The 12,497-nt window shown below is 41.2% G+C and carries 12 protein-coding genes; 4 read left to right on the top strand and 8 right to left on the bottom strand.

The window, feature by feature from the left end; all coding sequences use genetic code 11:
* Window positions 1-20: 20 nt before the first annotated feature.
* On the bottom strand, window positions 21-944 hold the full coding sequence (locus ACFFRD_RS13930) for a tetratricopeptide repeat protein (protein ID WP_392482003.1): 924 nt from the start codon (window positions 942-944) through the stop codon (window positions 21-23).
* 480 nt (window positions 945-1,424) lie between these two features.
* On the opposite strand from ACFFRD_RS13930, the gene ACFFRD_RS13925 reads away from it, so the two are divergent.
* Window positions 1,425-3,494, top strand: a complete 2,070-nt coding sequence (locus tag ACFFRD_RS13925; protein ID WP_392482002.1) for an elongation factor G — start codon at window positions 1,425-1,427, stop codon at window positions 3,492-3,494.
* 53 nt (window positions 3,495-3,547) lie between these two features.
* On the opposite strand, the gene ACFFRD_RS13920 is transcribed toward ACFFRD_RS13925, so the two are convergent.
* Together ACFFRD_RS13920 and ACFFRD_RS13915 are read right to left on the bottom strand one after the other, a co-directional pair.
* Window positions 3,548-4,018, bottom strand: coding sequence for a hypothetical protein (locus tag ACFFRD_RS13920; protein WP_392482001.1), 471 nt, complete (start codon window positions 4,016-4,018; stop codon window positions 3,548-3,550).
* A gap of 183 nt (window positions 4,019-4,201) precedes the next feature.
* A complete protein-coding gene (locus ACFFRD_RS13915; RefSeq protein WP_392482000.1) occupies window positions 4,202-4,987 on the bottom strand; it encodes a DUF4058 family protein in 786 nt (261 codons plus the stop codon).
* A gap of 308 nt (window positions 4,988-5,295) precedes the next feature.
* Here ACFFRD_RS13915 and ACFFRD_RS13910 point away from each other — a divergent pair, with 308 nt between their 5' ends.
* Together ACFFRD_RS13910 and ACFFRD_RS13905 are read left to right on the top strand one after the other, a co-directional pair.
* Entirely contained in the window at window positions 5,296-6,192 is an 897-nt protein-coding gene (locus tag ACFFRD_RS13910; protein WP_392481999.1) for an SPFH domain-containing protein, read from the top strand.
* A 116-nt stretch (window positions 6,193-6,308) separates the two neighbouring features.
* Window positions 6,309-6,701 (top strand): nuclease A inhibitor family protein, encoded by a 393-nt coding sequence (locus ACFFRD_RS13905; RefSeq protein ID WP_392483066.1) that lies wholly within the window; start codon window positions 6,309-6,311, stop codon window positions 6,699-6,701.
* Between the two features lie 192 nt (window positions 6,702-6,893).
* Here the strand turns inward: ACFFRD_RS13905 and ACFFRD_RS13900 are convergent, their stop codons facing one another.
* Window positions 6,894-7,733, bottom strand: coding sequence for a DNA/RNA non-specific endonuclease (locus ACFFRD_RS13900; protein ID WP_392481998.1), 840 nt, complete (start codon window positions 7,731-7,733; stop codon window positions 6,894-6,896).
* 337 nt (window positions 7,734-8,070) lie between these two features.
* Window positions 8,071-8,568, bottom strand: a complete 498-nt coding sequence (locus tag ACFFRD_RS13895; protein WP_392481997.1) for a DUF6174 domain-containing protein — start codon at window positions 8,566-8,568, stop codon at window positions 8,071-8,073.
* A 263-nt stretch (window positions 8,569-8,831) separates the two neighbouring features.
* Here ACFFRD_RS13895 and ACFFRD_RS13890 point away from each other — a divergent pair, with 263 nt between their 5' ends.
* Window positions 8,832-9,026, top strand: coding sequence for a transposase (locus ACFFRD_RS13890; protein ID WP_190936487.1), 195 nt, complete (start codon window positions 8,832-8,834; stop codon window positions 9,024-9,026).
* Window positions 9,027-9,104: 78 nt separating this feature from the next.
* Here the strand turns inward: ACFFRD_RS13890 and ctpC are convergent, their stop codons facing one another.
* The 3 genes from ctpC to ACFFRD_RS13875 form a co-directional block, all read right to left on the bottom strand.
* Entirely contained in the window at window positions 9,105-10,388 is a 1,284-nt protein-coding gene (gene ctpC, locus ACFFRD_RS13885) for a carboxyl-terminal processing protease CtpC (RefSeq protein ID WP_163933518.1), read from the bottom strand.
* A 336-nt stretch (window positions 10,389-10,724) separates the two neighbouring features.
* A complete protein-coding gene (gene ispG, locus ACFFRD_RS13880) occupies window positions 10,725-11,951 on the bottom strand; it encodes a (E)-4-hydroxy-3-methylbut-2-enyl-diphosphate synthase (protein ID WP_185581671.1) in 1,227 nt (408 codons plus the stop codon).
* 168 nt (window positions 11,952-12,119) lie between these two features.
* Window positions 12,120-12,290, bottom strand: coding sequence for a hypothetical protein (locus ACFFRD_RS13875; RefSeq protein WP_159402477.1), 171 nt, complete (start codon window positions 12,288-12,290; stop codon window positions 12,120-12,122).
* Window positions 12,291-12,497: the final 207 nt, after the last annotated feature.

The raw sequence follows: 12,497 nt of genomic DNA, 5'->3' as shown, positions 1-12,497 counted from the left end.
CAATATTAAGCGTTTGCGCCTCAGCGAGGTTTGTAATTTAAATTTTGTGCTTGTTGCAACAATTGCTCGGCATTTTTCGCCCACTGAGGATTCTTCTGAGAATTATATAAATCTCTAGCAAATTGCAATACTTGCACTGCATCTCCATATTGCTGTAACTGCATAAAAACTAACCCTGCACCATAATAAGCATTGGGATAGTTAGAGTTAGCTTCGGCTGATTTTCTAAAAGCTTCTAATGCTTCTTGTAACTTGCCTTGCTGAAACCAAATCGAACCGAGATTGTAGTAAGCTTCTGGATATTTCGGATTAATTTTTACTGCCTGATTAAAAGCATCTCTTGCTTGATCGAGTTTGCCTTGTTGGAGATAACACATCCCTATATGGTAAGGAGGTTCTGGTGCATTTTTGCTATATTCTATGGCTTTTTTAAAAGATGCGATCGCTTTCTCACAATCTCCTTGCTGCTCTCTTACTAACCCAAAATTATAGTGGGCAAATCCTAATTTTGGATCGAGTTCTAACGCTCGTTGCAAATAATCGTTAGCTAACTGTAAATTATTGCCTTCTAATAGCGCACCACCTAAATTAGCAAAAGCTGGAGCAAACTTAGGATCGGCTTGCGTCGCTCGGTAAAATGCATCCGCAGAGGGTTGTAATTGTCCTGTTTGTCGGTATGCTAGCCCTAAATTATAGTACGCTGGTGCTAATGTTGGATCTAACTTGGCTGCTTGTTTAAAGGCTGCGATCGCATCTTTTACTTTGCCCGCCTGAATTGCCTGTAAACCTTGGTTTAGCCAGTCTATGGCTGTTTTCCCATTAGATTGTGCCAGCTTTGAAGGGACAGACCCAGAGAGAGAAAGAGAAGGGGAGGGAATGCTAACAACCAACAAAGTCAAACTGACTAACCCTGCTATGGGATATTTAGAAAATGATAATCTCATTGATTTTCTGATTCGCAACATTTTCAGTTAAATTTACTTCATAAAAAGTTATTTACAAAAATTTTAGATTCGCTATTAATCTTTACTAAGATTAACTTTTATTAAGCTAAATCTTACGACAGGCTACAATTTTTTTAACTTTCGATTAAAAGAAGGATAATAACAAATTAAAGAAGGGGTAATTTTGACTCCAGAGAACCATTTTTTGATCAAATAGAATTCAGGAGTCAGGAGCCAGAATTCAGAATGAATTCTGTACGACACAACGACCTGCGGTAGTTGAGCGTAGCCGAAACTCAGTGCATCGCTGGTGGATGAATAAATCGGTTTAAGACGCTCGCGGACTCGCTAATGTCTTGATTCCGAATCCTGTTAGCGCTAGCGGGGCGTTTAGCTCATTCAGAATAGCTGGATTCTTCTTCAACCCTTGATATATACGGAATCATGCGGTTATAAAAGACTTACCGCAAGGAGGATTTTATGAACGAAAAAGTAAAATCGGGTTCGCGGAATGTTGCAATTGTCGGGCCTTATTTAAGTGGAAAAACCACTTTACTAGAAAGCTTGTTATTTGTCACAGGGGCAATTTCTCGTAAAGGCAGCATTAAAGACAGCAATACAGTGGGAGATAGTGCTGCCGAGTCGCGCGATCGCCACATGAGTGTAGAAGTCAGCGCCGCTAGCACTGAGTATAACGACATTTGCTTCACTTTTATTGACTGTCCGGGAAGCGTAGAATTTGCCCAAGAAACGTACAATGCTTTAATCGGAGTGGATGCGGCAATTGTAGTTTGCGAACCCATCCGCGATGCCTTCGGCGGGCAAAGCCTACGCGTCCTCACCCTCGCCCCTCTATTTAAATTCCTCGACGATTGGGAAATTCCCCACCTCGTCTTCGTCAACAAAATGGATCGGGCAAATATTCACGTTTTAGAAACGTTACACGCCCTCAAAGCAGTATCTAGCCGTCCCCTGGTAGCACATCAATATCCCATCATGAACGGGGAACAACTCACCGGCTTTATCGATATGGTGAGCGAACAGGCATATAAATATCATCCAGGCGCACCTGCTGACCCCATCCCCTTCCCCGAAAGTTTAAAAGAAGAAGAACATAAAGCACGGGCAGAAATGCTCGAAGCCCTAGCAAATTTTGACGATCATTTACTCGAAGAACTTTTAGAAGACATCGAACCTCCTCAAGAGGAAATCCTTAAAGATTTGAAAATGGAATTAGGGGCAGATTTAGTAGTGCCCGTTTTCTTTGGTGTGGCAGAACAAGATTATGGTGTTAGACCTTTATTAGAAGCCTTGTTACGGGAAGCACCTGAACCAGAAACTACAGCAGAACGCCGTTTAAAAAACTTAAAAGGTGATACACCTCTAGCACAGGTATTAAAAACTTACTACACTCCCCAAGGTGGCAAACTTTCTCTCGTGCGTGTTTGGCGGGGCAAATTAACTGATGGCATTGTCCTCAATGGCATTCGTACTGGTGGCATTTACCGCCTTATGGGACAACAACAGCAGTTTGTTAACCAAGCTAATGCTGGTGAAATTGTTGCATTGAGCCGTTTAGAAGGAATCAAGACAGGCGATACAATCTCTATAGAACAGCAGTCTGCAATAGAATTACCCAAAGCCGCACAGTTGGAACCTGTGTATGCCCTCGCCATTACACCAGAAAAGCGCAACGATGAAGTGAAACTCAGCAGTGCCATTACCAAGTTATTAGAAGAAGACTGTTCACTTGCTTGGGAACAACACGGCGATACTCACGAAGTAATCCTGTGGGGTCAAGGTGAGATTCATTTACAAGTGACCTTAGACAGACTGCGCCGCAAATATAACTTGCCGATGACAACCCATTTACCGCAAGTGCCTTACAAAGAAACCATTCGCAAAACGGTGGCTTCAGTTCATGGGCGCTACAAGCACCAAAGCGGTGGTCATGGACAGTTTGGTGATGTTTTTCTCGATATCAAGCCTTTACCACGCGGTACAGGTTTCAACTTTAATGAAACCATTGTGGGCGGCGTGGTTCCCAAACAGTACATTCCTGGGGTGGAAATGGGCGTGCGGGAATTTCTCACACATGGGCCTTTGGGCTTCCCAATAGTGGATTTGGCGGTAACTTTGACTAATGGTTCGTATCACAACGTTGACAGTTCCGAACAAGCCTTTAAGCAAGCTGCGCGATTAGCAATGCAAACGGGGATACCCCAAGCAGAACCTACCCTGTTAGAACCAATTCTGCGCGTGGAAGTGACTACACCGAGCGAATTTACCTCCAAGGTGCTGCAACTGTTGAGTGGTAGACGGGGGCAAATTTTAGGCTATGAAGGCAGAAACGATTGGCAAGGCTGGGATAATGTTTCGGCATACTTGCCACAAGCAGAGATGCAAAACTTCATTGTAGAACTGCGATCGCTCACTCTCGGCGTTGGTTCCTTCCACTGGGAATATGACCATCTCCAGGAAGTGCCGGAAAAACTCGCCGAACGGGTTATTCACAGCAATGGTAATGGTAGTAACGGCAACGGCAAGTAATTTTGGATTTGTCTGAAATCAAAGCCCTGCACTTAAATATGCGGGGCTTTTTATTAATGAATATTTAATACGCTTTGGACGTGCTGTTGAAACGCTAATCCTTCTGTACTCCACCGTTCTTGGAATGCTTGTATGTTTTCCAATCTTATTGCTTTTCCATTGGGAGGGAAGTTAATCGCACAATCAAATACTTTACTCTTATCTGGAGGATGCTCCCAATCATTCGTCATCCAAATCACCTGCACAAGACGATAAATATTAAATTCCTCTTCAGTATTACCATCAGGATAAAGTTGCTTATTCAGCATTTGAACAACGTGCGTTACTTTGCTACGTTGTCTTAAAATCATCAGTTCACCTTCTTGCGGAGTCTTGGCATTTATTTCATCTTTATTTTTTAAATTTCTCCAATGTAAAGCAAAAATCTTTAATTCTGGATGTATGGTAAGTATGCTTTGATAAGCCCAATCTTCACCATTTAAAGGTTTTACGTTTTTAGTCCAAATTGATCCATTGAAATCCATAAATATATCTCAATCTTATTGTAATAGAGAAGCTACTGATTTAGTTTTCCCTAAAATCTTGTTAAAATAACAAAACTTGTTTTTGCACATATTAATAAAAAGTGTCAAACTGAGCCGAACTTTAGGTATAAGTCCAACGCTCAGAGCATTTAGGCAATGGGTGAAAGAGGAAATCACTCAAACTTAACGTAACCCCTGCTCTTTTAACAACTCACTCACCCAAGCTGAATAAACTTCTCCAAGGGGCGGAATTGGTTCACCACTATAATCTATAACCAAATCAAATCCGGCGCGATCGTATACGCCGTGTATTAATGCTTGTAAGTCTAATAATGGTTCTGTATCACCCTGACATAGGGGTAACAAAAAAGTGGGAATCTGCTCTTGTAGTCCAAATGGATATAATTCTGCTTTAGGGCGATATTCACTCCGACTTACCAAAATACGATAGTCTGACTTAATTTGATTACCTAAAATTGGCATGGGTTCGCCGCCACGCAACAAGTCTATTTCTATTAGATGAGTCAAGCTACCTAATATTTGCTGACGTTTACTTTCGTATGCCTTTCTTCCTTCACCAGTTCGCTTATTTTTTGGTGACAAAATTTCAATCACTGTGACAACTTCTCCGGTTGCTACTTCTCGAACTTCTAGGTATCCTTCTCGCACTTCTTCTAGAATAGGAAGATTGACAGTTATTGGTTTTGTAAGCGGTGCAGCGATCGCAATATTAGACGGTTCTTTTTCTGTGTTTGTTAAAGAACGTCCGACAACCACATCAGGAATACCAACTAGAATAGAATTTTCATCTGTCATTTGATATACTCGTTTCTCAACCGCTACTCGATATTTGGGTCGTAGTTGAGGAGCAATTACATCTGCGATCGCAATTATCAACCGACTGTGAACTTCAGCCCAGTATTCGGGATTTTCTAAGTAGGGGTTCATCCCTGGAAACGGTGAAGGCATAAGCTTGGCAAAACAATATTCTTACTGTTTATCCTAACAATCTGGGCTGCCATGAAGATTAATGAGTTAAAAGGGGTATCAACCTTCTCAATGACAAAAGAGTTTCGCCCCCAATAAATGGGGCAAATACCTCAGCGCAACAGTACACAATCCTTTTTTTACTTCAGCCGCAGCATCAAGAACTCAGTACTGAGTTTTAGGAATTAATTCTGCAAAATTATAGCTTGCTGCCCTTGAGGGAAAGTTTTATAAAAGCATCTGGGAATTATGTGATTAAGTATATCCGTCTTAACCACACAGAAAAACTCATGGGCTTTATAATCTCTCTTCTAACTAGCCTGATTGGAATCCTCGTTTATCTCAATACAAGTAGGATCTCTGGCGAAAAGTCACGTTTAGCAATACGCACAATTACGATATTGATTAGCAGTATTGCAATACTGAATTCTATTTCTAGGCTTTTGGTGATTGTCCCACCAGGCAATATTGGTGTCGTCAACTTATTTGGTGAGGTTTCCGAAAGCACTCTTAATCCTGGTGTCCACTTCTTGAACCCCTTTAACAAAGTGTTGAATTTTTCCACTCGCATTAAGGATCTCAAGGAAAACATAGATGTAACAACCCAAGAAGGTTTGAGTTTAAATCTTGATGTCAGTCTTCAGTACAAGCTCGATCCCCAGAAAGCAGCCACAGTATATAAAACCATTGGAACTGATGAAACACAACTGTTAATTTCCAGATTCCGCTCTACCGTTCGGGCTATCACGGCAAACTACCCAGCCAGTGCAATTTACTCTACCAAACGTCAAGAAATCGCCCAAAAAATTGACCAACAACTCACCCAAGAGATACCCACTTTGGGTTTCATCGTTGAGGAAGCTCTTTTACGAAACGTCAAAATGCCTGATATTCTACAAGTTGCAATTCAAAACAAACTCAAGACAGAGCAAGAAAACCAGCAGATGAAATTTGTTTTAGAGAAAGAGCGTCAAGAGGCAGAACGAAAGCGTATTGAAGCTCAAGGCATAGCTGATTCTCAAAAAATTATCTCCGTTGGACTTACCAACCAAGTGCTACAATTACGAGCGATTGAAGCCACAGAAAAGCTAGCTCAATCAAATAATTCTAAAATTGTAATTATTGGTTCTGAAAAAGGTGGAGCGCCTATTTTGATCCAGCCAGAAGCAGGAACTTCAAAGCCCTAAAATTTTCTGATTAGCGATCGCTGCGGCGTTTCTTACTCCTACATATCTCTCTTTCGGCTTCCAACCTTGCTACTGGCTGAATGATACAGTATGAGCGTTGCTAGAAACTGATGACTATGAGCAGTGAGATTGTCGAAAAACTCAAGGAAGCTAGTACTGGCTTGTTAATGATGAGCGAGTCAGATTACCCTTTTGAGGTTGTTCAATGGAAAGGTGCTGCACCTGCAACACAAGAGAAAATATTACAGCTAACAGGTTCTCAAAACCTGCCAGTCGAAGTAGTAGAGTTGGACTATTTCTTTCGTAATTGTGCATTTGAGCAAGAGTGGCACAATGAATTACAGAAAAAAGATGTTAAAAGATTTCAAACACTTATGCAGACACTAAAAGATAATCTTAGTGACATCAGCGTTTATCGTGTTGGACAAATAAATATTGACGCTTATATCATCGGACAAACTCAAGACGGTGACTTAGCTGGAGTAGTAACAAAACTGGTTGAAACCTAGTATAAAGGTTGGAAAATTCTTTAAATAAAAGCCTAGCTATCTGTGCAGCTAGGCTTTCTCGTTTTTAAAATTATTCCATCTTATAAATCAATACGGTTCAGTTAAGGATTTTTGGTACTGATTTTAGACCTGTAGAGACGCGAAATTTCGCGTCTCTACCAAGGGTTTTGGGCTTAACTGAACGGTATTGACTTATAAATTGTCAACTCGTGCTTCTATTACAGACTGAATAGACGTTGAAACTTGTGAGAGAAAATTGTATCCAGTTAGGGATTCTAATGAGTCAACACTAACCCGATAGTTTCTCCAATTCGCTGTCCGCACGCCTTGGACGTTGGGAATATTGACAGCAATAACTCTCGTGCTGGTTGTCACGCCTGCAAGACCTGAACCAGGAGTATTCAATACAACAAGAATTTTCCAGGTTCTGTTAGGGACTTGAACCCGTCCATTAGCTATTGTATAGAACGTTCCGTTAGAACCAGTACCACCCATCCCATATCCACCAGATATGATGTAGAGTTCTTTACCCTGTCCTACTAAAGTTCTGGCATAATCCTCTAGGCTTGCCCAAATTCCCTGATTGTTATCTGGGGCTTGAGCAATCATATTGCTCATCAAAAAGGTGGCAGAATTATTAGTAACACTACTAGTCCTGTCAGCGCTAGGTGTCATGTGACCGCGATCAAACCCACTTCCGCTAAAATCGGTAGATTGAACTTGATAACACCCTGAAGGAAGTGTTGTATCAGCCCGAAAAGTATCTTGCCTTGGTGTGCTACCTAACCAACTACTATTTAACTGCCAAGATACCCAATTTGGTCTACCTATTGAGCAGTTATAACCAATTACATATTGTGGTTTTACCAGCAAGTAGTTATTTTGGCTAGAAGTTCCAGCGTTACTAGGGTTGCCAAGAGTTAGGTGAACACTTACTGATGACTGGGCTGGTACAATCTGTGCTAACCCAATTATGAATAGAACCACCGTCACAAATGGCAGTAGAAACTTGAAAATCTTGATTTTTTTCACGTTTTTGTGCTTTTGATTACCAAAACAGTGTCCAAGTTCTTCGTTTCAATATCAAGTATTCAGTGATACAAAAAAAATATTTTTTAATGATAAATATGTAGTGACACAATAGCCATAAATCTTTATTCGATAAGAGTTTACAATCAAAAAACCCAATTTTGTAATGAGCGATGGCTTAAAATTTTGCATCTCTACACCAAGATTTATGCATCTAATTAGCAATGCCAATCTTTTTTCTTAAAGAAAATTTTATTCACACCATAAATTAGGGCGATGCCTGCGATGGAAAGCCACGCACTCGATCGCCTTAATCTCTAATTTTATGGTTCACTGGCGGCTATTTAATTTCCTGAAAATTCTCAATTGTGAGATATATTTCTTCATCAGCTATCTGACTGTCGTAATCTATCTCAATTTTAGTTGGATAGCCGAATTTAGGGCTGTAACTCACATTCAGGCTGTAAGCTTGACGGTTGATAGCATCTTGAATCACATCAAACAGCTTAGGAATTGTTTTGTAGTTTTGAAAGAATTCTGGATTAACTGCTTGACCTGTAGCTACAGAAGTGATGGAAGTTGTTTGACCATTACGGACTTCAATGACTACTGGCCCCCTAGCGTCTGGTATACAAAAGCATCCATTACTAAATGTATAGCGATAGTTGGAAATATTTTGCTGATTCCACAAATAGCGATTAAATTTTAATCGTCTTACATCCAAATTATTATTTTTCGTTGACGATTGTGCTATCTCTATGGGAGATTTTGACATTACTGGTAGGTTAAGACCGAAAGATAGCAATAATCCGGCACTGATAATGATAGGTAAACGCATATCAATTCACTTAATTTTAAAAGTGTTATATACATTAATTCATCTACTTGTTTAAATACACTTTATCTTTTGATTAAAATCCATCAGTGGTTAGCCAAGATCAAATAACAATAACAAATTTATTCTTCCCATAGCGATCGCTTACAATCGCATTTATCGCTTGTAAATTAGTTTTATGAAAACCGGTGCGATCGCAGATGTACGAAAATCTTTTCTCTATGCTGTAAAATCTTTACTGTAAAAAACAGATTTTTGTCTCAAGCATGAATGAATCACAAACTTGGTATATTGTCAAGCATTCTGCTGGTAATTGCGAAATCGTCCCCAGCGACAAAATTGGCGACGATAATTTAGAGATTAAAGAAACTATAGAACAGTGGGGGCCTTTTAGTTCGCAAGGAGAAGCGATCGCTCGGCGTGTTGGACTTATTAGGGCTGGAAAGTGCCAACCAGTTTAAGTTAGGAGTTAGAAATTATGGTTTTTATTCCTAAATCCTTACTACTCACTCCTAACTCCTAACTTTATTCTTAACTCTTCATTTTTCTGCTGTGGTTGTGCCCTTAGCAGCAATCTTTTTACCTATTACTTCCACTGCTTTAGCGAATTGTGGATCTTGTAGGGTAGCGAGTTTATCGCGTTCATGGAGCCATAATTCCTGCATTTGCTCTTTGGTCAACTCTACCTTCACATCTGGATTAATACCTTTGTGATTAATATCTGTACCATTAGGGGTATAGTAATGAGCAATTGTTACCGCCAATCCTGAGCCATCTTCTAAGGGACGTACCGATTGCACTAGTCCCTTACCAAAGGTTTGAGTACCAACCAAAGTAGCACGCTTGTTGTCCTTCAAAGCCCCTGAAAGGATTTCACTCGCACTGGCTGAACCTTTATCTACCAGCACCACCAAAGGTTTATCCGTTAAGGCGCGTCCGTTTGCCTCTTCTTTTTCTGCCTCTCCTTGGCGTTCAACGGTGGAGACAATCTTACCTTTATTTATCCACATCCGGGCAATGTCTACACTGGAGAACAGTAAGCCACCAGGATTACCACGTAGATCCAGAATATATCCAGCTACCTTTTTGCTTTCTAAATCCTTGATAGCTGTTTGCATTTCTTTACCAGCATTAGCGCTGAATTGGTTCAGGCGAATGTAGCCAAGATTACCTGCTGGAGTTTGCTTTTGGGAATATTTAACTGGATGAATTTCAATCCGCGCCCGTTTGATGTCTAATTGTTTTATCTGACCGTCGCGCTGAATCGTTAGGCTAACTTGCGTTCCGGCTTCACCTCGAATCAGGGCTACTGCTTGATTAGTATCCATCCCCTTGGTGCTTTTGTTGTCGATTTTGAGGATGACATCTTTTGCCAAAACACCAGCTTTAAATGCTGGTGTATCTTCGATTGGCGCAATTACAACCAGTTGCTTAGTTTTTTCATCTTGACTGATAGTGATCCCAATCCCGATCAATTCTCCAGAAGTGTCCACTTGCATATTTTTGAATTCTGCTGGGTCCATAAACCGGGTGTATGGGTCTTCCAGCTTTTTCAGCATTTCCCGAATAGACTTATATGCCTCCTGGGGATTACTGTAGGACTTGCTTAAGTACTCCTTACGAACAGCCTGCCAATCTACCTGATTGAAAGTACCGTCTACATATTGGCGCTGAACAATTTGCCAAACTTCATCTACTATTTCTTTGGGACTTGCTTTAAATAAAGCCTGACCACGGGAGTGAATGCCAAGGCTAGTAACTGCGATCGTGGAGAGTGTCACCGCCGTAGCACCCAAAACAAGCCTACTTTTTGTAATCACCATAATGACAGCTGCGTCAGAGGGAAAATATATAGTCAGTATGCTCAATCTAACACAGGCTTCCACTGTACAGATCGAGTATGTATTCTTAATTTAAACAAAATACTTGACAATCCGGCGACCTTGGTCGTTATCAATACAAAAGTTTTAAGATTGGGGATTGGGGATTGGGAATGGGGAATGGGGAATTGGGCATTGGGCATTGGGCATTGGGAATTGGGCATTGGGCATTGGGCATGAAGAAGAGACAAAGGATACAAGGAAGAGTGGGAGACGGAGAGACTTGTTCAATAATTCCCCCTTGTCCCCTTGTCCCCCTGCCCCCTGCTCCCTCTTCCCTTAAGGTTCTACCCAGCGTTCATCTGCCTTAATGAGGTTAATAAGTTCCTCTACACCTTTGTCTTCTGGGACTTTTTTAATTTCTTCTCGACCACGATATAAGGAAATGTAACCAGGTGTTTTGCCAACATAACCATAGTCGGCATCTGCCATTTCGCCGGGGCCGTTGACAATGCAACCCATAACTGCTATGTCTAAACCAGTCAGGTGTTTAGTGGCTTCCCGGACTTTGTGTAACACTTCTTCTAGATTAAACAAAGTACGCCCACAAGAAGGACAAGCGACGTATTCCACCATCGTTTTTCGCAATCCCAAAGCTTGGAGAATGCTGTAACAGACGGGAATCTCTTTTTCTGGTGCTTCTGTTAGTGAAACGCGAATTGTATCGCCAATGCCATCAGCAAGTAGGGTAGCAATACCGGCCGTAGATTTAATTCGCCCATATTCGCCATCACCAGCTTCGGTAACGCCTAAATGTAGCGGATAATCCATACCCAGTTCATCCATGCGCTTGGCGATCAGGCGATAGGCGGCTAGCATCACAGGTACTCGTGAAGCTTTCATGGAAATTACCAAGTTGCGGAAATCCAAGGATTCACAGATGCGAATGAATTCTATGGCAGATTCCACCATTCCTTCTGGGGTGTCACCGTAGGTAAATAGCATCCTCTCGGCGAGGGAACCGTGATTTACCCCAATTCGCATTGATTTGCCTTGATCTCGCAAAGAAACTACTAGAGGTTCTAGAGTTTCGCGGATTTTATCGCCAATTTCGTCAAATTCGGATTGAGTATACTCGGTTCGATTGACGTTGGGCTTTTCAAAGACATACAACCCCGGATTAATCCGCACTTTTTCTATGTGCTTGGAGACTTCCAGGGCGATTTTTAGCCCATTATGATGGACATCAGCCACAATGGGCACGTCTTGGTAAGTTTTTATTAATTTTTGTTTAATTTCTGCTAAAGCTTTAGCATGAGCCATACTCGGCACTGTAACACGGACAATTTCGCAGCCAATTTCGTGCAGACGACGAATACCAGCTACGGAACCATCAATATCAAGGGTGTCTTCGTTAATCATTGACTGCACTACAACGGGGTAGCCACCGCCAATGGTGACATTTCCTACCTTTACGGGACGGGTTTTACGCCGCTTGATAGTTGTATCAAAGATAGGTTGACTTGATGCAGTATTTGAAGTATCTACTATGGGCAGAGTTTGCATAACCTGATCGGGTAAATTTGCAGTAGCTAAAAATATCAGATTTGATAAATCTCTGTTTCCCAGATTGCCACAGCTAGGGGATCTTTTGGAGGATTATGTAGAAAAAATTGGAGAATTGAGTCAGGCAAAGAATTAAAAACTTTTCTAACAGAGCAGTGTTAGTGAGGTTTAACGACGCGATCGCTCTTTTACTGAGTTATAAGTACTACTAACAATGGCAGTAATTATTTGTCTGGTATATTTTCGCTGTTGTGATAGTTGTGTAGCGATGTACCAATACGTTTGATACTTTATCAAGATAACTGATTTTGACCTTTGTAAGCTTAATGCCTTTGGCATATCGCAACTACGGCTTACCGAAGCGATCGTGCAGTTCGTCAAAATCGATGATTGGCCCCTTGGGTACAATTCGATTTGGATTAATCTCGGTCATACTCATGTAATAGCCGTGTTTAGTATAGTCTAGATTGCACGTTGCTTTGAATGGCCACGCATCAGAAAGAGTTTCGCCCCCTGCACCCTGCCCAAATAATCATTACTACCTGA

The organism is Nostoc sp. C110 (genome assembly GCF_043099725.1).
GTDB classification, from domain to species: domain Bacteria; phylum Cyanobacteriota; class Cyanobacteriia; order Cyanobacteriales; family Nostocaceae; genus Nostoc; species Nostoc muscorum_A.
The sequence above is the reverse complement of the archived record's forward strand: the minus strand, read 5'-3'. Positions and strand labels throughout refer to the sequence as shown.

Coding starts and splice junctions, on each gene's coding strand:
- ACFFRD_RS13930 (WP_392482003.1), bottom strand. CDS start 944: ATGAGATTATCATTTTCTAAATATCCCATAGCAGGGTTAGTCAGTTTG.
- ACFFRD_RS13925 (WP_392482002.1), top strand. CDS start 1,425: ATGAACGAAAAAGTAAAATCGGGTTCGCGGAATGTTGCAATTGTCGGG.
- ACFFRD_RS13920 (WP_392482001.1), bottom strand. CDS start 4,018: ATGGATTTCAATGGATCAATTTGGACTAAAAACGTAAAACCTTTAAAT.
- ACFFRD_RS13915 (WP_392482000.1), bottom strand. CDS start 4,987: ATGCCTTCACCGTTTCCAGGGATGAACCCCTACTTAGAAAATCCCGAA.
- ACFFRD_RS13910 (WP_392481999.1), top strand. CDS start 5,296: ATGGGCTTTATAATCTCTCTTCTAACTAGCCTGATTGGAATCCTCGTT.
- ACFFRD_RS13905 (WP_392483066.1), top strand. CDS start 6,309: ATGAGCAGTGAGATTGTCGAAAAACTCAAGGAAGCTAGTACTGGCTTG.
- ACFFRD_RS13895 (WP_392481997.1), bottom strand. CDS start 8,568: ATGCGTTTACCTATCATTATCAGTGCCGGATTATTGCTATCTTTCGGT.
- ACFFRD_RS13890 (WP_190936487.1), top strand. CDS start 8,832: ATGAATGAATCACAAACTTGGTATATTGTCAAGCATTCTGCTGGTAAT.
- ctpC (WP_163933518.1), bottom strand. CDS start 10,388: ATGGTGATTACAAAAAGTAGGCTTGTTTTGGGTGCTACGGCGGTGACA.
- ispG (WP_185581671.1), bottom strand. CDS start 11,951: ATGCAAACTCTGCCCATAGTAGATACTTCAAATACTGCATCAAGTCAA.
- ACFFRD_RS13875 (WP_159402477.1), bottom strand. CDS start 12,290: ATGCCAAAGGCATTAAGCTTACAAAGGTCAAAATCAGTTATCTTGATA.